This is a genomic window from Micromonospora sp. KC207 (assembly GCF_004348615.1).
GTDB lineage: Bacteria > Actinomycetota > Actinomycetes > Mycobacteriales > Micromonosporaceae > Micromonospora.
Window position 1 is genome coordinate 1 of the sequence record NZ_SMKJ01000054.1, and the last position, 22,381, is coordinate 22,381.

The 22,381-nt window shown below is 72.5% G+C and carries 20 protein-coding genes; 13 read left to right on the forward strand and 7 right to left on the reverse strand.

Annotated features, from left to right (window positions below; genetic code table 11):
* Positions 1–153 precede the first annotated feature (153 nt).
* From rapZ to E1258_RS09675, 8 genes are all read left to right on the forward strand, one after another.
* Positions 154–1,050 (forward strand): RNase adapter RapZ, encoded by an 897-nt coding sequence (gene rapZ / locus E1258_RS09640; protein ID WP_132398886.1) that lies wholly within the window; start codon positions 154–156, stop codon positions 1,048–1,050.
* A gap of 116 nt (positions 1,051–1,166) precedes the next feature.
* On the forward strand, positions 1,167–2,186 hold the full coding sequence (yvcK, locus tag E1258_RS09645) for a uridine diphosphate-N-acetylglucosamine-binding protein YvcK (protein WP_243715305.1): 1,020 nt from the start codon (positions 1,167–1,169) through the stop codon (positions 2,184–2,186).
* A gap of 54 nt (positions 2,187–2,240) precedes the next feature.
* Complete coding sequence (whiA, locus tag E1258_RS09650) at positions 2,241–3,221, forward strand: DNA-binding protein WhiA (RefSeq protein WP_007072051.1); 981 nt, start codon at positions 2,241–2,243, stop codon at positions 3,219–3,221.
* Between the two features lie 311 nt (positions 3,222–3,532).
* The gene (gap, locus tag E1258_RS09655) at positions 3,533–4,537 is read left to right on the forward strand and encodes a type I glyceraldehyde-3-phosphate dehydrogenase (protein ID WP_132398848.1); all 1,005 of its coding nucleotides are present in this window, start codon (positions 3,533–3,535) and stop codon (positions 4,535–4,537) included.
* Positions 4,534–5,733 carry a phosphoglycerate kinase gene (gene pgk, locus E1258_RS09660; RefSeq protein WP_132398850.1) on the forward strand — a complete coding sequence of 400 codons (1,200 nt, stop codon included), beginning with the start codon at positions 4,534–4,536 and terminating at the stop codon, positions 5,731–5,733. The genes gap and pgk overlap by 4 nt, the downstream gene beginning before the upstream one ends.
* The gene (tpiA, locus tag E1258_RS09665) at positions 5,733–6,524 is read left to right on the forward strand and encodes a triose-phosphate isomerase (RefSeq protein WP_007072048.1); all 792 of its coding nucleotides are present in this window, start codon (positions 5,733–5,735) and stop codon (positions 6,522–6,524) included. The genes pgk and tpiA overlap by 1 nt, the downstream gene beginning before the upstream one ends.
* Positions 6,525–6,619: 95 nt before the next feature.
* Positions 6,620–6,889, forward strand: coding sequence for a preprotein translocase subunit SecG (gene secG, locus E1258_RS09670; RefSeq protein WP_007072047.1), 270 nt, complete (start codon positions 6,620–6,622; stop codon positions 6,887–6,889).
* Between the two features lie 130 nt (positions 6,890–7,019).
* Positions 7,020–7,364 carry an RNA polymerase-binding protein RbpA gene (locus tag E1258_RS09675; protein WP_132398852.1) on the forward strand — a complete coding sequence of 115 codons (345 nt, stop codon included), beginning with the start codon at positions 7,020–7,022 and terminating at the stop codon, positions 7,362–7,364.
* 77 nt (positions 7,365–7,441) lie between these two features.
* Here the strand turns inward: E1258_RS09675 and pgl are convergent, their stop codons facing one another.
* From pgl to tkt, 6 genes are all read right to left on the reverse strand, one after another.
* Positions 7,442–8,212, reverse strand: a complete 771-nt coding sequence (gene pgl, locus E1258_RS09680; RefSeq protein ID WP_132398854.1) for a 6-phosphogluconolactonase — start codon at positions 8,210–8,212, stop codon at positions 7,442–7,444.
* A gap of 125 nt (positions 8,213–8,337) precedes the next feature.
* Positions 8,338–9,354: a glucose-6-phosphate dehydrogenase assembly protein OpcA gene (locus E1258_RS09685; RefSeq protein WP_132398856.1), complete on the reverse strand. Its 1,017-nt coding sequence runs from the start codon at positions 9,352–9,354 to the stop codon at positions 8,338–8,340.
* Positions 9,351–10,865: a glucose-6-phosphate dehydrogenase gene (gene zwf, locus E1258_RS09690; protein WP_007072043.1), complete on the reverse strand. Its 1,515-nt coding sequence runs from the start codon at positions 10,863–10,865 to the stop codon at positions 9,351–9,353. The genes E1258_RS09685 and zwf overlap by 4 nt, the downstream gene beginning before the upstream one ends.
* 220 nt (positions 10,866–11,085) lie before the next feature.
* The gene (locus E1258_RS09695) at positions 11,086–12,729 is read right to left on the reverse strand and encodes a glucose-6-phosphate isomerase (protein WP_132398858.1); all 1,644 of its coding nucleotides are present in this window, start codon (positions 12,727–12,729) and stop codon (positions 11,086–11,088) included.
* A gap of 184 nt (positions 12,730–12,913) precedes the next feature.
* On the reverse strand, positions 12,914–14,092 hold the full coding sequence (gene tal, locus E1258_RS09700; protein ID WP_132398860.1) for a transaldolase: 1,179 nt from the start codon (positions 14,090–14,092) through the stop codon (positions 12,914–12,916).
* Between the two features lie 17 nt (positions 14,093–14,109).
* The gene (gene tkt / locus E1258_RS09705) at positions 14,110–16,248 is read right to left on the reverse strand and encodes a transketolase (protein WP_132398862.1); all 2,139 of its coding nucleotides are present in this window, start codon (positions 16,246–16,248) and stop codon (positions 14,110–14,112) included.
* A 263-nt stretch (positions 16,249–16,511) separates the two neighbouring features.
* On the opposite strand from tkt, the gene E1258_RS09710 reads away from it, so the two are divergent.
* The 3 genes from E1258_RS09710 to E1258_RS09720 all read left to right on the forward strand — a co-directional run bounded on the left by E1258_RS09710 (position 16,512) and on the right by E1258_RS09720 (position 18,945).
* Positions 16,512–17,471 carry a heme o synthase gene (locus E1258_RS09710; RefSeq protein ID WP_132398864.1) on the forward strand — a complete coding sequence of 320 codons (960 nt, stop codon included), beginning with the start codon at positions 16,512–16,514 and terminating at the stop codon, positions 17,469–17,471.
* Between the two features lie 209 nt (positions 17,472–17,680).
* Positions 17,681–18,016 carry a hypothetical protein gene (locus tag E1258_RS09715; RefSeq protein ID WP_007072038.1) on the forward strand — a complete coding sequence of 112 codons (336 nt, stop codon included), beginning with the start codon at positions 17,681–17,683 and terminating at the stop codon, positions 18,014–18,016.
* A gap of 8 nt (positions 18,017–18,024) precedes the next feature.
* Entirely contained in the window at positions 18,025–18,945 is a 921-nt protein-coding gene (locus tag E1258_RS09720) for a RimK family alpha-L-glutamate ligase (RefSeq protein WP_132398888.1), read from the forward strand.
* Positions 18,946–18,999: 54 nt separating this feature from the next.
* On the opposite strand, the gene E1258_RS09725 is transcribed toward E1258_RS09720, so the two are convergent.
* Positions 19,000–19,980, reverse strand: coding sequence for a heme A synthase (locus E1258_RS09725; RefSeq protein ID WP_132398866.1), 981 nt, complete (start codon positions 19,978–19,980; stop codon positions 19,000–19,002).
* A gap of 97 nt (positions 19,981–20,077) precedes the next feature.
* Between E1258_RS09725 and E1258_RS09730 the strand changes: the two genes are divergently transcribed.
* Both E1258_RS09730 and sufB read left to right on the forward strand, forming a co-directional pair.
* Positions 20,078–20,896, forward strand: coding sequence for a metalloregulator ArsR/SmtB family transcription factor (locus E1258_RS09730; RefSeq protein ID WP_132398868.1), 819 nt, complete (start codon positions 20,078–20,080; stop codon positions 20,894–20,896).
* Entirely contained in the window at positions 20,893–22,323 is a 1,431-nt protein-coding gene (sufB, locus tag E1258_RS09735) for a Fe-S cluster assembly protein SufB (RefSeq protein ID WP_007072034.1), read from the forward strand. Before E1258_RS09730 ends, sufB begins: the two co-directional genes overlap by 4 nt.
* Positions 22,324–22,381: the final 58 nt, after the last annotated feature.

Sequence of the window (22,381 nt, forward strand, 5' to 3'; positions counted from 1 at the left end):
GGGGTGGAGCGGGATAGAGTTCCAGGGCGGCCATCGCGGTCAGGTCGGCCGTGCGTCATCCGTGGGGAGTGGGCAGTGAACGAGGCGCGGACGCCCGAGGTTCCGGCCGGCGACGGCCCCACACCGGCGGTGGCTGAGGCAGCCACGGAGGGGGTGACCGAGGCGGCGGCGACCGCGGCGGCCACGGAGGCGGACACCACCCTGGTGGTGGTGACCGGCGTGTCCGGTGGCGGGCGCAGCACCGTGGCCCGGGCGTTGGAGAACGTCGGCTACTACGTCGTCGACAACCTGCCCCAGGCGCTCATGCTCGACATGGCCGAGCTGGCCGTCAGGGCCGGCGGCGCGGCCCGGCGTACGGCGATGGTGCTCGACGTGCGCTCCCGTGCCTTCTCCACGGACCTGGCCGGGGCGATCCGGGAACTGAAGGACCGGGGTTTCTCCCCCCGGGTGGTCTTCGTCGACGCCGACGACGAGGTGCTGATCCGCCGGTTCGAGAGTGTCCGGCGCTCGCACCCGTTGCAGGGTGAGGGGCGTCTCGCCGACGGCATCGCCGTGGAGCGGGGCCTGCTGGAGGAGGCCCGCGATCAGGCCGACGTGATCATCGACACCAGCCACCTGAACGTCAACCAGCTACGCCGCCGGATCGAGGAGCTGTTCGGCGGCGAGGACGCCCGGCGGCTGCGGATCACCGTGCTCTCCTTCGGCTTCAAGTACGGCCTGCCGCCGGACGCCGACTTCGTCCTCGACGCCCGGTTCCTCCCGAACCCGTACTGGGTGCCCGAGTTGCGGGAACACACCGGTCGGGAGGAGGCGGTCAGCGCGTACGTGCTGGGCCAGGAGGGCGCGGACGCCTTCGTCGGGACGTACGCGGGCCTGGTCAACGCCACCACCGTCGGGTTCGAGCGGGAGGGCAAGCGGTACCTGACCGTGGCGGTCGGCTGCACCGGCGGCAAGCACCGCAGCGTGGCCATCGCCGAGGAACTGGCCGCCCGGCTGCGCCACTCCGGCCTGGCGGCCAATGCCCAGCACCGCGACCTGGGACGGGAATGACGCCGCCGACAGAATCGCAATCACCGGGCGTGGGCGCTGACCGGGCCGGTGTGCGGCGGGACACCACCGGCGAGCTGCGAGAACCGGGCGGTGTGCGACGGGACGCCACCGGCGAGCTGCGAGAACCGGGCGGTGCGCCGGGGGACCGGGCCGCCGGGCGGCGTGCCCGGGTGGTCGCCTTCGGTGGCGGGCACGGCCTGTCGGTGTCCCTGCGGGCGCTGCGCCGGTGCGTCCCCGAGCTCGACCTGGACATCACCGCCGTGGTCACCGTCGGCGACGACGGCGGCTCCAGCGGCCGGCTGCGTGCCCGGCGGGGCGGCCTGCCCCCGGGTGACCTGCGCCAGGCGCTGGTGGCCCTCGCCGGGGACCACCCGGCCACCCGGCGCACCGCCGGGCTGTTCCAGCACCGCTTCGCCGACACCCCCGGCGACCCGGCCGACACCGACGACGGGCTGGCCGGGCACGCCGTCGGCAACCTGGTGCTCTGCGGGCTGATCGAGCTGCTCGGCGACCCGGTGGTCGCCCTGGAGCACGCCGGGGCGATGCTCGGCGCGGTGGGCCGGGTGCTGCCGATGTCCCGCCAGCCGGTCGGCATCGAGGCCCGGGTGCGCGGCGCCGACCCGGTGTACCCGGACGAGGTGCGCACGGTGCGTGGCCAGCACCAGGTGGCGGTCACCGTCGGGCGGGTGGAGTCGCTGCGGCTCACCCCGACGAGCCCGGCCGCCTGCGCGGAGGCGGTGGCGGCGACCGCCGAGGCGGACTGGCTGATCTTCGGACCCGGTAGCTGGTACACCAGCGTGCTGCCGCACCTGCTGGTGCCGGGGCTGGCCGCCGCGATCGTGGCGAGCCCGGCCCGTCGGCTGGTCACGCTCAACCTCGCGGCGGAGAAGGAGACCCTCGGGCTCTCCCTGGCTGACCACCTGGCCACCCTGCGGCACTATCTGCCCGAGTTGACGGTGGACCTGGTACTGGCGGACTCCAAGGCGGTGGGCGATCCCGCCCCGGTCGAACGTGCGGCAGAATCGCTGGGTGCCCGGCTGGTCCTCGCCCCGGTCGCCGTCGTCGACGGCGAACCCCGTCACGATCCGGCCGCCCTGGGCGCCGCCCTGGTGCCTGTCCTGGGCGCCGATCGTTAAGCACGTACGTAATCTCCGGCGACACGCCGGAACCGGTCCGTGAGGGGGCGCACAATGGCGATGACGGCTGCGGTCAAGGACGAGCTGAGCCGGGTCGACGTGCCCAAGCCCTGCTGCCGGCGGGCGGAGATGGCGGCGTTGCTGCGCTTCGCCGGTGGGCTGCACATCGTCTCCGGCCGGGTGGTGGTCGAGGCCGAACTGGACACCGGGGCGGTGGCCCGGCGGTTGCGCCGGGAGATCGCCGAGGTGTACGGCTATTCCAGCGAGATCCACGTGCTCGCCTCCGGCGGGCTGCGCAAGGGCAGCCACTTCATCGTGCGGGTGGTCAAGGACGGCGAGGCCCTGGCCCGGCAGACCGGGCTGCTGGACGTGCGGGGTCGGCCGGTGCGCGGCCTGCCGCCGCACGTGGTGGCCGCCAACGTCTGCTGCGCGGTCTCCGCTTGGCGGGGGGCGTTCATGGCGCACGGCTCGCTGACCGAGCCCGGCCGCTCCAGCGCGCTGGAGATCACCTGCCCCGGCCCGGAGTCGGCGCTCGCCCTGGTCGGCGCGGCCCGCCGGCTCGGCATCACCGCGAAGAACCGCGAGGTGCGCGGGGTCGACCGGGTGGTGGTCAAGGACGGCGACGCCATCGCCGCGCTGCTGACCCGGATAGGAGCACACTCCAGCGTGCTGGCCTGGGAGGAACGCCGGGTGCGCCGGGAGGTGCGGGCCACCGCCAACCGGTTGGCCAACTTCGACGACGCCAACCTGCGCCGCTCGGCGCGGGCGGCCGTGGCCGCCGCCGCCCGGGTGACCCGGGCGCTGGAGATCCTCGCCGACGATGCCCCGAACCACCTCACCTCCGCCGGTCGGCTGCGTCTGGAACACCGGCAGGCGTCCCTGGAGGAGTTGGGCGCGCTCGCCGATCCGCCGCTGACCAAGGACGCCATCGCCGGGCGGATCCGCCGGTTGCTGGCCCTGGCCGACAAGCGGGCCCGCGACCTGGGCATCCCGGATACCGAAGCGGCCGTCACGCCCGACATGCTCGTGGTCTGATAGGACGGCGGCGGTGGGTGGGCGCCCGTTCCCGCCGCGTGTCACTCGGGTGGGCGCCGGCCCCGGTGGCGCGAGGAGATCACCACCCGGCGCAGCGTGCCACCACGCGCTCGGATAGGGTCGCTGCGTACGGCAAGGGGGCCGGCACCGGCACTCCTCGCCGTGCACACCGCCTCCGGCGGTCAGGTTCTCTCGGGCCGCGGCGGGGTGGCCGACACGAACTGTCAACGGCCGGCTCCAACGGTCGGCGCACACCACTCCGCCGGTCCGGATTCCACGCCGGCGGATCAGAACGCGAGGAGATGGGACCTGTGACCATCCGGGTTGGCATCAACGGCTTCGGCCGCATCGGGCGTAACTTCTTCCGGGCCGTGCTGGCGTCCGGCGCGGACGTCGAGGTCGTGGCGGTCAACGACCTGACCGACAACGCGACGCTCGCCCACCTGCTCAAGTACGACAGCATCCTGGGTCGCCTCCCGTACGAGGTCAAGGCGACCGCCGACGAGATCACCGTGGGCGGCAAGACCATCAAGGCGTTCGCCGAGAGGGACCCGGCGAAGCTGCCGTGGGGCGAGGTCGGCGCCGACGTGGTCATCGAGTCCACCGGCTTCTTCACCGACGCCACCAAGGCGAGGGCGCACGTCGACGGCGGGGCCAAGAAGGTCATCATCTCCGCCCCGGCGAAGAACGAGGACGTCACGGTCGTGATGGGCGTCAACCACGACCAGTACGACCCGGCCAAGCACACGATCATCTCGAACGCCTCCTGCACCACCAACTGCCTGGCCCCGATGGCGAAGGTGCTGCACGACACGTTCGGCATCACCAAGGGCCTGATGACCACGATCCACGCGTACACCCAGGACCAGAACCTCCAGGACGCGCCGCACAAGGACCTGCGCCGCGCCCGGGCCGCCGCGCTGAACATCGTCCCGACCTCCACCGGCGCCGCGAAGGCCATCGGCCTGGTGCTGCCGGAGCTGAAGGGCAAGCTCGACGGGTACGCGCTGCGGGTGCCGATCCCCACCGGCTCGGCCACCGACCTCACCGTCGAGGTGGGCCGGGAGACCTCGGTGGACGAGGTCAACGCCGCGCTGAAGGCCGCCGCCGAGGGCCCGCTCAAGGGCGTCCTGGTCTACAACGAGGACCCGATCGTCTCCGCCGACATCGTCACCGACCCGGCGTCGTGCATCTTCGACGCGCCGCTGACCAAGGTCATCGGCAACCAGGTCAAGGTCGTCGGCTGGTACGACAACGAGTGGGGCTACTCGAACCGTCTGGTGGACCTGGTCAAGCTGGTGGGTCAGTCGCTGTGACCATCCGCAACCTCGACGACCTGCTCGCCGAGGGGGTGTCGGGTCGGCGCGTGCTCGTGCGCGCCGACCTGAACGTCCCGCTCGACAAGCAGACCGGGGCGATCACCGACGACGGCCGCATCCGCGCGGTGCTGCCCACGCTGACCGCCCTGACGGCGGCCGGCGCCAAGGTCGCGGTCTTCTCGCACCTGGGCCGCCCGAAGGGCGCGCCCGACCCGAAGTTCAGCCTCCGCCCGGTCGCGGCCCGCCTCGGCGAGCTGCTCGGCGCGCAGGTCCGGTTCGCCGAGGACACGGTCGGCGAGTCGGCCCGGTCCACGGTCGACGCCCTCGCCGACGGCGAGGTCGCCCTGCTGGAGAACCTGCGCTTCAACAAGGGTGAGACCAGCAAGGACGACACCGAGCGGGGCGCGTTCGCCGACCAGCTCGCCGCCCTCGGCGAGGCGTACGTCGATGACGCGTTCGGCGCGGTGCACCGCAAGCACGCCAGCGTCTTCGACGTGCCGGCCCGGCTGCCGCACGTCGCCGGCCGGCTGGTGCTGCGCGAGGTGGAGGTGCTGGCCCGGCTCACCGGGGAGCCGGAGCGCCCGTACGTGGTGGTGCTCGGCGGCTCGAAGGTCTCCGACAAGCTCGCGGTGATCGAGGCGCTGCTGCCGAAGGTCGACCGGCTGCTCATCGGCGGCGGGATGTGCTTCACGTTCCTCAAGGCCCAGGGCCACGAGGTGGGCACCTCGCTGCTGGAGGAGGAGATGGTCGACACCTGCCGCGGCCTGCTGGAGCGCGCCGACGGCAAGATCGTGCTCCCGGTCGACGTGGTGGTGGCGGACGCCTTCGCCCCCGACGCGGCCCACGACACGGTCCGCGCCGACGGCATCCCGAGTCACCGGCTCGGGCTGGACATCGGCCCGGAGACGGTGGCCGTCTTCGCCGCCGCGCTCGCCGACGCGAAGACGATCTTTTGGAACGGCCCGATGGGCGTGTTCGAGATGGCGGCGTTCGCCAACGGCACCCGGGGCGTCGCCGAGGCGATCACCAAGTCCGGCGCGTTCAGCGTGGTCGGCGGCGGCGACAGCGCAGCGGCGGTCCGTGCCCTCGGGCTGGACGAGTCGTCGTTCGGGCACATCTCCACCGGCGGCGGCGCGTCCCTGGAATACCTGGAGGGCAAGACCCTTCCCGGCATCGCGGCGTTGGAGGACTGATGGCGGCGATCACCCGCCGGCCGCTGATGGCCGGCAACTGGAAGATGAACCTCAACCACTTCGAGGCCAACCTGCTGGTGCAGAAGCTGGCCGCGAGCCTCACCGAGCAGCAGCTCACCGACGTCGAGTGCGTGGTGCTGCCGCCCTTCACCGACCTGCGCACCGTGCAGACCGCGGTGGACGGCGACAAGCTGCTGATCGGCTACGGCGGGCAGGACCTGTCGCCGTACCCGTCGGGCGCGTACACCGGGGACATCTCCGGGGCGATGCTGGCGAAGCTCGGCTGCACGTACGTGGTGGTCGGCCACTCCGAGCGGCGGCAGTACCACCACGAGGACGACGCGCTGGTCAACGACAAGGTGACCGCCGCTCTGGCCCACGGGCTCACCCCGATCCTGTGCATCGGCGAGGGCCTGGAGGTCCGCGAGCAGTTGCGGCACGTGCCGCACTGCTGCGACCAGCTCGACGGCGCGCTGCGGGGGCTGACCCCGGAGCAGGTCACCAAGGTCGTCGTGGCGTACGAGCCGGTCTGGGCGATCGGGACGGGCAAGACCGCCACCCCGGAGGACGCCCAGGAGGTGTGCGGGGAGGTCCGCAAGCGGCTCGTCGAAGCCTACGACCAGGCGACCGCGGACCAGGTCCGGATCCTCTACGGCGGGTCGGTGAAGTCCTCGAACGTCGCCTCGATCATGGCCCAGCCGGACGTGGACGGTGCCCTGGTCGGCGGCGCGAGCCTGGACGCCGAGGAATTCGCGAAGATCTGCCGGTTCCCGGAGCACATCAGCCGCTGAAGGCTCGCTATCCTTGACTCCGCCCGTCCACCGGCCGGTGCCGCAGTGCCCGACCTGTCCGGGCGAGGATCGCTACGAGAGGACTGACCCCAGCCATGCCGATCTGGTTCGCATACACGTTGATCGTGTTGCTGACGATCACGAGCATCATGCTCACCATGCTGATCCTGCTGCACCGAGGCAAGGGCGGCGGGATGTCGAGCATGTTCGGCGGCGGGGTCAGCTCCAGCCTTGCCGGCTCCTCCGTGGCCGAGAAGAACCTCGACCGCTACACGGTCCTGGTGGGCATCGTCTGGTTCGCCTGCATCGTCGGGCTGGGGCTCTGGTTGCGCCTCCAGGTCGGCAGCGGGGCCGGCGGGGCCTGAGAGCGAGCCGCCGAGTCGTACAATCTGCGCGCGGTCCGTCACCGACGGGCCGCGCGCAGTTGTCTTTGCTGCACCCGCGTCGCCGCCGCCCGCCCGCGGCGGTCCCCTCCGACGACAGGAGCGAGCAGCCGTGACGAGTGGCAACGTCATCCGGGGCACCCGGATCGGGTCAGGGCCGGAGCGCTTCAGCGAGCGGCACGTGCCGGCCCCGCGCCGGCCGGTCAGCTACTGGTGCCGCAACGACCACCGGGTCGATGTGCCCATTGCGGCGGACGCGGTGCCGCCGTCGCTGTGGGACTGCCCGCGCTGCGGGCTCCCGGCCGGACAGGACCGGGCGGACCCGCCGGGCCGGGCCCGCCCCGAGCCCTACAAGACCCACCTGGCGTACGTGAAGGAGCGGCGCACCCCCGAGCAGGGGGAGGCGCTGCTGGCCGAGGCGCTGGCCGCCCTACGCCGCCGCCGTGGCGGCTCCTGACCGTGCGCCCCGGGGCGCGTTAGCAGGGGCCCCCTGCTATACCGAAAGCGTTAACAGGGGGGCCCTGCTTGCACCGTTCAGCGGAGGCTGCGCAGGCGGGGCGGCACGTCGGCTGCCGCCGCCCGGTCCAACAGCCACAGGGTGCGGCTGACGCCCTGCGCCCCGGCCGCCGGGAGCTGCACCGGGCCGGCCCCGGCCAGCGCCATGCCCACCGCGCGGGCCTTGTCCGCGCCGCTGGCGATCAACCAGACCTCCTCGGCCGTGTTGATCGTCGGGAGGGTCAGCGTGGTGCGCACCGGCGGCGGCTTGGGGCTGCCCCGCACGGCGCTCACCGGCCGGGTGTCGTGGTGCACCGGGTGCTCGGGGAAGACCGAGGCCACGTGCCCGTCCTCGCCCACCCCCAGCATCAGCACGTCGAAATGGGGGAGCGCCGCATGCCCCGGGCGGGCCGCGCGGGCCAGCTCGGCGGCGTACCCGGCGGCGGCCGTCTCCGGGTCGTCCCCGGCCGGGCCGTCGGACGCCGGCATCGGGTGCACCCGGGCCGGTTCCAGCGGCACCGCGTCCAGCAACGCCGCGCGGGCCTGCGTCTCGTTGCGCTCCGGGTCGCCGGCGGGTAGGAACCGCTCGTCGCCCCACCAGACGTCGACGCGGGACCAGTCGACCGCGTCCCGGGCCGGCAGCGCGGCCACCGCACGGTAGACGGCGGCGGCGATCCGCCCGCCGGTCAGCACCACCGACGCCTGGCCCCGCTCCGCCTGCGCGTCGAGCAGCCTCACCACCAACCGGACCGCCACCGCCTGCGCCAGCAGGTCGGCATTGGCATGGACGGCGACACTCGCCTCACTCATCTGTTCTGCCTTCGCCTCCCGACCGCCCTCGCGGTCCGTCGTGCCCTCGGGCCGGACGGGCCGTCCGTCGCCCCTGCGGCGGCGCGACCCCGGGCCGGCCACGACGGCCAGCCCGGGACCCACCGTCACTCGTTGCTGCTCGTGCCGGCGTGGGCGGTGATCCCCGCCTCGGCCCGTTTCGCCGTCGCCGGGTCCTTCCAGACGTGCACCCGCTGGGCGGGACGCTGCTGCAACCCCCGGATGCCGGCCATCGCCCCCAGCGCCTCGGCGTAGACCTGGTCGGCGTCCAGCCGGCGCAGCTCCTCGGCCAGCTCGTCGCCGAGCGGCCGGCGGACCAGCGGCAACTGCCGGTCGTCCTGCCCGGTACGCCGGAAGGTCGCCACGCTGTCGTCCCGACTGAGGGTCAGCACGTCGCCGTTGGCGCAGTTCAGCTGCACCTCCCGCATCCGGGGGGCCTCCGGCGCGGGCTCCCAGCGCGTGTCGATGCCGAGCCGGCTGTTCAGCCAGCCGCACATCAGCGCCGCCGTCGGGTCGGTCGGCGGCGCCACCACCCGGGCCTCGGTGACCCGTGCCTCGGTGGTGTCGAACGCGCCGGTGACCAGCGTGCGCCACGGGGTGATCCGGGTCCACGCCAGGTCCGTGTCGCCCGGCGCGTAGTCGTGGGCGCGCTGCCGCAGCGCCGCGATCGGGTCGCCGGCCTGCGCCGAGTCGGTGATCCGCCGGTCGGCGACCACGCCGAGGAAATCCGTCGCGATCTCCGTCGGCGGCTCGCCGTGCCACCACGTCACGACGGGCACGTCCGGCACCAGCAGCGGCATCACCACCGACTCGGCGTGCAGCGCCAGCCGGCCGTACATCCGGGTGACGACGGCCTCGCACGGGCCGAGCCGGCCGCCGACGACGATCTCGGCGTCCAGCCGGTTGCGGTCCCGCTCGACGTCGGAGCGGACCACCACGAGCAGCCGGCACGGGTGGGCGGCGGCGGCGATGGTCGCCGCCGCCTCCGCCTCGCGGACCCGCTTCTCGTCGACCACCACGATCAGGGTGAGCGCCATGCCGCTGGCCACCCCGCCCGCGCTGCGCCGCTCGGCGGCGAGCGCCTTGACCACCTCGTTGCCGGTGGTGTCCCACAGCCCGATCATGCTCTTCTCCAAGCCCGGCCCTCGCGGGCCAGCATCTCGTCGGCGGCCCGGGGACCCCACTCGCCGGACCGGTACGGCTCCGGCTTCGTGCCCTCCCAGGCGTGCTCCAGCGGGTCCACCACCGCCCAACTCTGCTCGACCTCGGCGGCGTCCGGGAAGAGGGTACGGTCGCCGATCAGCACGTCCAGCACCAGCCGCTCGTACGCCTCGGGGCTGGACTCGGTGAACGCCTCGCCGTACTGGAAGTCCATCGCGATGTCGCGGACCTCCATCGTGGTGCCCGGCACCTTGGAGCCGAACTTGAGCACCACGCCCTCGTCGGGCTGCACCCGGATGACGAGTTGGTTGTTGCCCAGCATCTCCATGTCGGCCGGGTTGAACGGCAGGTGCGGGGCCTTCTTGAACATGATGGCGACCTCGGTGACCCGTCGGGGCAACCGCTTGCCGGCCCGGATGTAGAACGGCACCCCGGCCCAGCGCCGGTTCTGGATGCCCAGCTCCACGGCCACGTACGTCTCGGTGGTCGAGTCCGCCGGCACGCCGTCCTCGTCGAGGTAGCCGACGGCCCGCTGGCCGCCCACCCAGCCGGGCAGGTACTGGCCGCGCACGGTGCCCCGCGAGACGTCCTTCGGCAGGGTGATCGCCTTGAGCACCTTCAGCTTCTCTGCCCGGATCTCGTCGGCGTCGAAGCTGGTCGGCTCCTCCATCGCCACCAGCGCCAAGAGCTGGAGCAGGTGGTTCTGGAGCACGTCGCGGGCCGTGCCGACCGAGTCGTAGAAGCCGGCCCGGCTGCCGATGCCGACGTCCTCGGCCATCGTGATCTGCACCGAGTCGACGTACTTGGAGTTCCACAGCGGCTCGAACAGGCTGTTGGCGAACCGCAGGGCAAGGATGTTCTGGACGGTTTCCTTGCCCAGGTAGTGGTCGATCCGGAAGACGTCCTGCCGGGTGAAGACGTCGTCGACCAGGTCGTTGAGTTCCTTCGCCGACGCCAGGTCGTGCCCGAACGGTTTCTCCACCACCACCCGGCGCCAGCCGCCGCACTTCTCGTTGTCGGCCATCCCGGTGCGGGCGAGTTGCTTGAGCACCACGGGGAACGCCGCCGGTGGGATCGAGAAGTAGAACGCCGCGTTGCCGTGGATGCCGTGGCTGCCGCGCAGGTCGTTCAGTGTCTGGGTGAGCCGGTCGAACGCCGCGTCGTCGTCGAACGAGCCGCCGACGAACTTGATGTTGCCGGCCAGCCGGCCCCAGACCTCCTCCCGCCACGGTGTCCGGGAGTGTTCCTTCGCCGCGTCGTGGGCCAGCGACTCGAAGTCGCCGTCGCACCAGTCGCGCCGGGCGAAGCCCAGCACCACGAAACCGGGCGGCAGCAGCCCCCGGTTCGCCAGGTCGTAGACGGCCGGAAGCAGCTTCTTCCGCGCCAGGTCACCGGTCACGCCGAAGATCACCAGAGCGCAGGGCTCCGGGATCCGCGGCAGCCGCCGGTCCTGTGTGTCACGCAGCGGGTTCACCGGGCCACCTCGGTTCGCGACTGCGGGGTTCGCAAAATCGGCTCACTCCTCGCACTCACGGGGTCACCTCGGTTCGCGACTGCGGGGCTCGCAAGATCGGCTCACTCCTCGCACTCACGGGGTCACCTCGGTTCGCGACTGCGGGGCTCGCAAGATCGGCTCACTCCTCGCACTCACGGTGCCTCCTCGCTTCGCTGGTTCACAGCATCCATCGTCACGTTCACAGTTGCCGGGCCGCGTCGAGTAGCTGGGCCACCCCTGCCGACCGGTCGGTCAGGTGCAGCCGCAGCACCGGGCGGCCCCGGTCGGTCAGGGCCTGCCGATCGCCGGCGGCCTGTGCGGCCTGGAGCCCTCCGAAGGAGTACGGCTTCCCGGGCACCGGCAGATCATCATCGACCGTACCGGTCAACTGGAGGAAACTCCCTACCCTTGGGCCACCCTTGTGGTACTGGCCGGTGGAGTGCAGGAAACGCGGCCCCCAGCCGAAGGTCACCGGCCGGTCGGTGACGTTCGCCAGCAGCGGCCGAAGCCGCGCGACGGCGGCGTCGCCGAGCCGGTCCAGGTATGCCATGACCGCCAGGTATCCCCCGTCGTCGATGCCGCGGGCCAGGTGGCGCAGCGCGCCGGCAACGTCGACCGGGGTGCCCGCCGGGGCGTACACCTCGATCGCGCCCTCGGTCGACGACGGTGCCCGCGCCGGTACGCCCGAGGCGAGCAGCCGGACGGTGTTCTCCTTGCTCTCGGCGACGTTCGGTTGGTCGAACGGGTTCACCTCGAGCACCGCGCCGACGATCGCCGTGGCGTACTCCCAGGTCAGGAACTGGGCGCCGAGCGAACCGTTGACCGCCACGTCGGGCGCGCGGCCCCCGCCGGGCACCGCGCCGGGGGCCAGCGACCCGCCGTAGCTCACGGTGAGCACGTCGGGGCCCAGGCCGCCGGGCGCGGCGGGGGACTCCAGCGGGACCGGCAGCACGCCGAGCCCCGCCTTCCCGGTCGACTCGGCGAGGAGCTGCTCGATCCAGTCGCCGAGACCTTCGAGCCCCGTGCCGTCGGGCACGAGGGCCACCTTGTCCCGGCCGCAGGTGGCCGCCGCACCGAGGGCGGCGCCGAGGGCCAGCCCGGGGTTGTCGCGGTCGCGGCCCAGCGTTCCGGCGAGCGCCTCGGCCTCCTCCAGCAGTTCGGTCACCTCCACGCCGGCCAGCGCCGTCGGCACCAGCCCGAACGCGGTGAGCGCCGAGTACCGGCCGCCCACCTCCGGGTCGGCGGGCACGGTGATCGCGCCCAGCCCGGCGGCCACCGCCCCCAGCGGGGAACCCGGGTCGGTGACCACCACGAAGTGCCGGCCGGCCTCCGCCTCGGTCATCCCGGCGTCGCGGAACGCCTGCCGGTAGACCCGCCAGTGGCTGTCGGTCTCCACGGTGCTGCCGGACTTGCTGGCCAGCACCACCACCGTGCGGTCGAGCCGATAGGCCAGCGCCCGGCGGACCTGGCCCGGGTCAGTGGTGTCGAGCACCGTCAGCGGCCGGCCCAGGGTCCGGGCGATCACCTCGGCGGCCAGCGAGGAACCGCCCATCCCGGCTAGCACCACGTGGTCCAGGTCCGCCAGCTCGGCGGTCAGCTCGGCGAGCTGCGGCAGCAACTCCAGGCTGCGCCGGTGGGTGTCCAGCCAGCCGAGCCGGGCCCTCGCCTCCGCCTCGGCCGCCGGACCCCACAGCGTCGGGTCCTTCGCCGCCAGCCGCGCCGGCACGCGCCGGGCGACCAGGGCGTCCCGGGTGGACGCCGGCGCGGACCGGTCCACCACGTCCGCCCCGTGCACGACCAACCCGGCGGACGCGTCCGCCAGGCCGCCGACCGGGTCGCTCACGTCGCCACCCCGTGCTGGCGCTCGGCCCGCCACCGGCCCGAAGAGGACCGGCCGGCGGCGCGACCCGGCGACGGCCGGCCGGCCGTGCGAGACGGCGGGCAGCCGGCGGCGCGACCCGAGGAGGACGGGCCGACGGCGCGGGGCGCCCCGGGGCGGTGCCCCGGGGCCTCCCCGCAACCGTCGGTCACGCGTTGCCCCCCGCCTTCTGGGCCGCGTCCGCGTTGCCCTGGGCGGCCTGGCCGGGCCGTCCGGTGCCCTGGCCCGCCGCGGCGAGCGACCTGCGCACCCCGTCGAGCAGTTCCTGCCAGCTTGCCTCGAACTTCTCCACGCCCTCCTGCTCCAGGACGGCGATCACGTCGGACATGTCGACGCCGACCGACTCCAGGTCCGCGAAGACCCTCCGTGCCGCGTCGTACGCGCCGGTGATGGTGTCCCCGCGCGTCTCGCCGTGGTCGGCGTACGCGTGGATCACCGACTCCGGCATCGTGTTGACCGTGCCGGGGGCGATCAGCTCCTCGACGTAGATGACGTCCCGGTAGTCCGGGTTCTTCGTGGAGGTGGACGCCCACAGCGGGCGCTGCGGGTGCGCCCCGGCGTCGGCGAGGGCCTGCCACCGGTCGGAGGAGAACACCTCGCCGTAGCGCTCGTACGCGAGCTGGGCGTTGGCCACTGCGGCCTTGCCGCGCAGCGTCTTGGCCTCGTCGGAGCCGATCTTCTCCAGCCGCTTGTCGACCTCGCTGTCGACGCGGGAGACGAAGAACGACGCCACCGAGCCGATCTTCGACAGGTCGTGGCCGTTGGCCTTCGCCTGCTCCAGGCCGGCGAGGAACGCCTCCATCACCTGCGAGTAGCGGTCCAGGCCGAAGATCAGCGTCACGTTGACGCTTATCCCCTCGGCCAGGGTCGCGGTGATCGCCGGCAGGCCCGCCTCGGTGGCCGGGATCTTGATGTAGAGGTTCGGTCGGTCGACCAGCCACCACAGGGCCTTGGCCTCGGCGACCGTCTTCTCCGTCTCGTGCGCCAGCCGCGGGTCCACCTCGATGGAGACCCGGCCGTCGACGCCCTGGCTGCCGTCGTACGACGGGCGCATCACGTCGCACGCCCACCGCACGTCGTACGTGGTGAGCATGCGCACCGCCTCCTCCACCTCCACCCCACGGATGGCGAGGTCACGCAGTTGCCAGTCGTAGGTGTCGGCGTCGGCGAGCGCCTTGGCGAAGATCGTCGGGTTGGTGGTGACCCCAACCACGTGCTGCTCCCGGCGGAGCTGGTCCAGCCCGCCGGAGCTCAGCCGTACCCGGGAGAGATCGTCCAGCCAGACCGCCACCCCGGCGGCGGTGAGTTCGCTGAGCCTGTCCGTCATGTCGTCCTCGCTCCCCTTCAGTTGCCGGTCGTGAAACCGGTGATGTCGCCCACCCGGGTGAGTGCCGCGTGCGCGGCGGCCACGATCCGGTCGGGGTTGAAGCCGAACTGCTCGAAGAGCACGGTGTGCGGGGCGCTCGCGCCGTAGTGCTCGATGCTGACGCTCTCGCCGGAGTCGCCGACGACCCCCCGCCAGGACATCGCGATGCCCGCCTCCACGCTCACCCGGGCCTTTACCCCGCGCGGCAGCACCGACTCCCGGTACGCCTCGTTCTGCTCGTAGAACCACTCCTGGCAGGGCATCGACACCACCCGGGTGGGGGTGCCGTCGGCCTCCAGCCGCTCCCGCGCGGTGAGGCAGAGCTGCACCTCCGAGCCGGTGCCGATGATGATGACCTGCGGCTTGCCGTTGGACGCCTCGGCCAGCACGTAGCCGCCCTTGGCGACGCCCTCGGCACCGGCCAGGGTCGACCGGTCCAGCGTCGGCAGGGCCTGCCGGCTCAGCGCCAGCGCGGTCGGCCGGTCGGTGTGCTCCAGGGCCTGCCGCCAGGCCCAGGCGGTCTCGTTGGCGTCGGCCGGGCGGACCACGTCCAGGCCGGGGATGGCGCGCAGCGCGGTCAGGTGCTCCACCGGCTGGTGGGTCGGGCCGTCCTCGCCGAGGCCGATCGAGTCGTGCGTCCAGACGTAGACCACCGGCAGCTTCATCAGCGCGGCGAGCCGCACCGACGGGCGCATGTAGTCGCTGAACACCAGGAACGTGCCGCCGTACGGGCGGGTCCCGCCGTGCAGGGCGATGCCGTTGAGGATCGCGCCCATGGCGTGCTCGCGGATGCCGAAGTGCAGGGTGCGGCCGTACTCGTGGCCCGGGAAGTCCTTGGTCGCGTGCACCGCCGGGACGAACGACGGCTCGCCCTTCATGGTGGTGTTGTTGCTCTCGGCCAGGTCGGCCGAGCCACCCCACAGCTCCGGCAGCACCGGGGCGAGGGCCTCCAGCACCTTGCCGGACGCGGCCCGGGTGGCCACGCCCTTGGCGTCGGCGGGGAAGGTCGGCAGCGCCTCGGTCCAGCCCTCCGGGAGGACCCGCTGCGACATCCGGTCCCACAGCGCCTTGCGCTCCGGGTTGGCCTTCGCCCAGCCCTCGTACGCCCGCTCCCACTCCTGCTGCGTCGCCGCGCCGCGCTCCAGGACCCGGCGGGCGTGACCGAGGACGTCCTCGTCGACCTGGAAGCTCTGCGCCGGGTCGAAGCCCAGGAGCTCCTTGGTGGCGGCCACCTCGGTCGCACCCAGCGCCGAGCCGTGGATCTTGCCGGTGTTCTTCTTGTTCGGCGCGGGCCAGCCGATGATGGTGCGCAGCGCGACGAAGGAGGGGCGACCGGTTTCGGCCTTCGCCGCCAGCAGCGCCCGGTGCAGGGCCTCGACGTCCTCGTGGTAGTCGCCCTGGTCGGCGTCGCCGGTGCGCCAGTCGACGGTCTGCACATGCCAGCCGTACGCCTCGTAGCGGGCCGCGACGTCCTCGCTCTTGGCGATGCGGGTGTCGTCCTCGATCGAGATCTCGTTGTCGTCGTAGATCACGCAGAGGTTGCCCAGCTGCTGGTGCCCGGCCAGGGCGCTGGCCTCGTGGCTGATGCCCTCCTCGATGTCACCGTCTGAGGCGATGCACCACACGTCGTGGTCGAAGACCGACGCGCCGGGCTCGGTCTCCGGGTCGAACAGGCCGCGCTCGCGGCGGGCCGCCATGGCCATGCCGACGGCGTTGCCCAGGCCCTGCCCGAGCGGGCCGGTGGTGGTCTCCACGCCCGGGGTGTGCCCGTGCTCGGGGTGGCCCGGGGTGAGCGAGCCCCACTGCCGCAGCGACTTGAGGTCGTCCAGGGCCAGCGGGTAGCCGGAGAGGAAGAGCTGGATGTAGAGGGTCAGGCTGGAGTGGCCGGCGGAGAGCACGAACCGGTCCCGGCCCGGCCAGTTCGGGTCGGCCGGGTTGTGCCGCATCACCCGGTTGAAGAGGAGGTACGCCGCGGGCGCGAGGCTCATCGCGGTGCCGGGGTGGCCGTTACCGGATTTCTCCACGGCGTCCATGGCCAGCACGCGGACGAGATCCACGGCCCGGCGGTCGAGGTCGGACCAGTTGAGTGCGGGTTGCTCGGGTCGGTTGGCAGCCACGATGGTTGTGCTCCTCGGCAGTTGGGCGGAACCCTCTCAGACGACCCTATCGAGCGCGGGTAAACCCCCGCCTCCGGATCTTCTGCATGGTCTTCTTACGCGGCACGTGGCCTGGGTCGTTCAACCGGGGGTGTGACGGTCCGCACCGTGGTCGGGTCGCGCGGGCAGCCAAAACGACGACGCGTAGTGTGTGGGCACGGTATGTGGGCCCGACGGGTCCGACCGCCCCGACTCCCCCTGCCGACGCCGGAAGGTGGCAATCCGTGAGCATGATCACCGAGCGCCCCGTCAGCAACTCTGCCGGGCAGCCGCCGGTGCGCACGGTGACCGGGGCGCCCGCGGTGCCCCGGCGGGACGTCCGGGCGGTGGTCTCGGCGTACGTCGCGCTGACCAAGCCGCGCATCGTGGAGCTGCTGCTGGTGACCACGGTCCCGGCGATGATGCTCGCCGAGGGCGGGCTGCCGTCGCTGTGGCTCATGGCGGTGGTGCTGGTGGGCGGCTCGCTCGCCGCCGGCGCGGCCAGCGTGCTCAACTGCTACATCGACCGCGACATCGACCAGCTCATGCGGCGCACCAAGCGGCGCCCGCTGCCGACGCACACGGTGTCGCCGCGCAACGCGCTGGTCTTCGGCCTGGCGCTCGCGGCGGTCTCGGTGACCCTGCTGGCGCTGTTCACCAACATGCTGGCCGCGGGGCTGACCCTGGCCGCGATCGCCTACTACGACCTGGTCTACACGCTCTGGCTGAAGCGGACCACGCCGCAGAACACCTTCTGGGGCGGCGCGTGTGGGGCCGCGCCGGTGCTGATCGGCTGGGCCGCGGTGACCGGCTCGCTGGCCCCGGCGGCGTGGGCGCTGTTCGCGGTGGTGTTCTTCTGGCAGATGCCGCACTTCTACCCCCTCGCGATGAAGTACAAGGCCGACTACGCCCGCGCCGGCATCCCGATGCTGCCGGTGGTCGCCTCGTCTCGCCGGGTCAACGCCGAGATCATCGGCTTCGCCTGGCTGACCCTGCTCTCCTCGCTGGCGGTCTGGCCGCTCGGGATGAGCGCGATCTACGGTGTCACCGCGCTGCTGGCGGGCGGGGTCTTCGTGTACGAGGCGCACAAGCTGTGCCGCCAGGTGGCCCGGGGCGGGGCGGTCCGGCCGATGCGGCTGTTCCACTGGTCGTACGTCTACCTGACCATCCTGTTCGCGGCCGTCGCCGTCGACGCACTGGTCTGACCCACCCATTCAGGGCGACATTCCGGACTTGGCTCGGGCGCGCGCAACTTGTGACGATCGTGTAACTTTGCCGAGCCGATTTGGTATCCAAAGTCCCCATATAAACGGGCAAACTACCTGCGGCTCTCCTTAAACCCCCGCGTAATCGGTATCACAAATAGTTCATGGTTCTCGCACCTCGGGATGGAACTCTGCTTAGGCTTCGCGTCATGGCAGATGGTTCCGATACGACGCTGACGGCTCAGCAGACCGTCGCCGACCAGACCCCCAACGGCCTGGTCGCGGGCATCAAGTCGTTCGCCGCCGGGCACGGTGGGGCGAAGGCGGTCATCGAGTACGTCGGCAAGCGCGGTGCGCGCATCGTCCTCGTCGGTTCCGACGGGACCTGGGGCGACCAGTTCGCGGACGACACCGTCGTCGCGCGCGAGGCGTGCGCCAAGGCGGGAGTCACCGTCGAGAACGCCTGGGAGCGCGAACTGATGGACCAGATGCGTCCGAGCAACGACCTCTGGCGGTCGATGGCCCGGCGCACGATGGCCCGTTGACCGATACCTTGACCGACCACGGCCAGTCGACCCGGGGGGAACCCCGGGTCGCTGTCGTCACGTGCGCCGAACTGCCCGACCTGGAGGCCGACGACCGGCTGTTGCTGGCCCCGCTGACCGGGCGGGGGGTCGCGGTCACCGTCGCAGCCTGGGACGACCCGACGGTCGACTGGGCCGCGTACGACCTGGTCGTGCTCCGCTCGCCATGGGACTACGCGCTGCGCCGCGACGAGTTCGTCGCCTGGGCCGCCACCGTCCCCCGGCTGGTCAACCCCGCCGACGTGGTGCGCTGGAACACCGACAAGCGCTACCTCGACGAGCTGTCGGCCGTCGGGGTGCCCACCGTGCCCACCGGCTGGGTGCCGCCGGGGCAGCCGTGGACGCCGCCCGCCACCCACGGCGAGTACGTGATCAAGCCGGCGGTCAGCGTCGGCAGCCAGGACACCGGCCGGTACGACCTCGCCGACCCGGAACATCGCGAGCTGGCGGCGGCCCACCTGCGCCGGCTGTCGGACGCGGGCCGGCTCGCCATGGTCCAGCCCTACCTGACGGCGGTGGACACCGCCGGGGAGACCGGCCTGCTCTACCTGGCCGGCCCGGACGGGCTCGCCTTCAGCCACGCGATCCGCAAGGGCCCGATACTCGTCGGCCCCGACCTCGGCCCCGACGGGCTGTACAAAGCCGAGGAGATCAGCCCCCGCACGCCGACTGCGAACCAATTCGCCGTCGCCGAGCGGGTCCTCGCGGCGGTCCCGGGCGGCGCGCGGCGGCTGCTCTACGCCCGGGTGGACCTGATTCCGGGCCCGGACGGCATGCCCGTCCTGGTCGAGCTGGAGCTGACCGAGCCGTCGCTGTTCATCGGGTACGCCGACGGTGCCCCCGACCGCCTCGCCGCCGCCGTCGTCGCCCACCTGGGCCGCCCTAGCTGAGCCGGCGTCGCCACCTGCCGCTGAGCCGGCGTCGTCGCCCGGTGGGCGACGCGGTCAGGCGTTGACCGGGACGGGGACCGTGGCCGACTGCGTGGCCACCGGCGTCGGGGCTGCCGGGGCCACCCCGACCGGCCGGCGTTCCCGGGTCGACCACAGCGCCGCGAGGGTGGCCAGCAGGACCAGGCACGACCCGAGCATGTGCGCGCCGACCAGCATCACGGGCAGGTGGGTGAAGTACTGCACGAAGCCGATCACGCCCTGCCCCAGCTCCACGGCGACCAGCACTCCGGCGGCCCGCTCCGCCCGCCGGGCACCGACCGCTCGGAACGCGAAGACCAGCGCCACCGACAGCCCGATCAGCAGGAACACCCCGTCGGCGTGCACCTGGGAGATCGACTCCGGGTCGAGGCCGTTGCGGGCCGCGCCGTGGTCGCCCGCGTGCGGGCCGCTGCCGGTGACCCAGGTGCCGATCACCAGCACCGCGACGCTGACGATGGTGGTGACCAGCGCCAGCGCGCGCAGCGGCCCCGGCACGGTGGGCACCACGGGGCCGTCCGGCTCGTCGATGCGCCGCCAGAGCGCGTACGCGACCGCGATCACCACCATCGAGGCGAGGAAGTGCAGCCCGACCACCCACGGGTTGAGGTTGGTCAGCACGGTGATCCCCCCGATCACGGCCTGCAACGGGATGCCGAACAGCACCGCGACCGCGAGCGGCAGCAGGGCTCGCCGCCGGGTGCCGTGCAGCAGTACCCCCACCACCACGGCGAGGGCGACGAGGCCGACGGCGAAGGTGAGCAGCCGGTTGCCGTACTCGATCACCCCGTGCACGCCCATCTCCGGGGTCGGCGTGTACGACGCGTCGGTGCACCGGGGCCAGGTGGGGCAGCCGAGGCCGGAGGCGGTCAGCCTGACCGCCCCGCCGGTGACGACGATGGCCACGTTCGCGATGATGGAGGCGAGCGCGAGGCGGCGCAGCAGGGCGGTGGAGACCGGGAACCGGACGGATCGCTTCACGGAGCGAATCCTACGCATCGTAGTGGAGCACGATCGGGTGACTCCGACGCTGCGGTGGTTCGGATCACCGCTGCCGGGTTTGCGGCCCCCGGGCGAATTACGTAACGTGGGCGTTGTGAAAAACATGGCGGCGCTCTCCGGGCGGCAGCCGGCGACCGCCCCGGTCGCCGGGGCGCCCGCGTCCGGCGTGGCCACGGGCGCCCGGCCGGTGCCCGGCGCGGCGGTGCCGGTGGCCGGTTCCACCGCGACCGACCTGTCGACCCGGGACCGGGTCACCCAGCTGCTGCTGGAGCGCGGGGCGACCACCGCCGCGCAGCTCGGCTCGGCGCTCGGCCTCAGCCCGGCGGCGATCCGCCGGCACCTCGACGCGATGCTCGCCGACGGTGACGTGGTCGCCCGCGAGCAGACCGTCCGGGGCAGCCGGGGGCGGGGCCGCCCGGCGAAGGTCTTCGTGCTGACCGACGCGGCCCGGGGCCGCTGCGGCACCCACCACTACGACAACATCGCCACCGCCGCGCTGCGCTGGATCTCCCGCAACGGCGGCTCGGTGGCGGTGGAGGCGTTCGCCGCCGACCAGGTCGCCGCCCTGGAGGACCGCTGCCGCGCCGCCATGGAGGACGCCGGCGACGATCCCCTGGCGCGGGCCGAGGCGCTCGCCGGGGCGCTCACCGCCGAGGGCTACGCTGCAAACGCGTCCACGATCGCCTCCGGCGGCCAGCTCTGCCAGCACCACTGCCCGGTGGCGCACGTGGCCGCCGAGTTCCCCCAGCTGTGCGAGGCCGAGACCGCGGTGATCTCTCGCCTGGTCGGCACCCACGTGCAACGCCTGGCCACCATCGCGCACGGCGACGGGGTGTGCACCACGCACATCCCCGCCCAGCCGGGGCGTGCCCAGTCCGGTAGAACCGTCACCACTGTGAGGACAGATAGATGACCGAGCAGATCGTCCAGCCCCTGACCCAGGAAGAGCAGCTCGCCGCCCTCGGTCGGTACGAGTACGGCTGGGCCGACTCCGACGTCGCCGGGGCCGCCGCCCAGCGCGGCCTCAGCGAGGCGGTGGTGCGGGACATCTCGGCGAAGAAGAACGAGCCGGCCTGGATGCTCGACCTGCGCCTGAAGGGCCTTCGGCTGTTCGGCCGCAAGCCGATGCCGGCGTGGGGCGCCGACCTCACCGGGATCGACTTCGACAACATCAAGTACTTCGTCCGGTCCACCGAGAAGCAGGCCACCAGCTGGGAGGACCTGCCCGAGGACATCAAGAACACCTACGACCGGCTGGGCATCCCCGAGGCGGAGAAGCAGCGGTTGGTCGCCGGCGTCGCCGCACAGTACGAGTCCGAGGTCGTCTACCACAAGATCCGCGAGGACCTTGAGGAGCAGGGCGTCGTCTTCCTGGACACCGACACCGCGCTGCGCGAGCACGAGGACGTCTTCAAGGAGTACTTCGGCACGGTGATCCCGGTCGGCGACAACAAGTTCGCCGCGCTGAACACGTCCGTGTGGTCCGGTGGCTCGTTCATCTACGTGCCGAAGGGCGTGCACGTGGAGATCCCGCTGCAGGCGTACTTCCGGATCAACACCGAGAACATGGGCCAGTTCGAGCGGACGCTGATCATCGTCGACGAGGGCGCGTACGTGCACTACGTCGAGGGCTGCACCGCGCCGTTGTACTCGTCCGACTCGCTGCACAGCGCGGTCGTGGAGATCATCGTCAAGAAGAACGCCCGGTGCCGGTACACGACCATCCAGAACTGGTCGAACAACGTCTACAACCTGGTCACCAAGCGCGCCGTGTGTCACGAGGGCGCGACGATGGAGTGGGTCGACGGCAACATCGGCTCCAAGGTCACCATGAAGTACCCGGCGGTCTACATGACCGGCGAGCACGCCAAGGGCGAGGTGCTCTCGGTGGCCATGGCCGGCGAGGGGCAGCACCAGGACGCGGGCGCCAAGATGGTGCACGCCGCGCCGCACACCTCCTCCACCATCATCTCCAAGTCGATCGCCCGGGGCGGTGGTCGTACCTCGTACCGGGGCCTGGTGCAGGTGCTGGAGGGCTCGCACAGCAGCCGGAGCACGGTCAAGTGCGACGCGCTGCTGGTCGACACCATCTCCCGGTCGGACACCTACCCGTACGTCGACATCCGCGAGGACGACGTGTCGATGGGGCACGAGGCGACCGTCTCCAAGATCAGTGACGACCAGCTCTTCTACCTGATGAGCCGGGGTCTGAGCGAGGACGAGGCGATGGCGATGATCGTCCGCGGTTTCATCGAGCCGGTCGCCAAGGAGCTCCCGATGGAGTACGCCCTGGAGCTCAACCGCCTGATCGAGCTCCAGATGGAGGGCGCGGTCGGCTGACCCGACCGGCCCTCGCGCGGCCCGGACCCGTCGCGCCGCGTCGCGACCAGCCCGAATG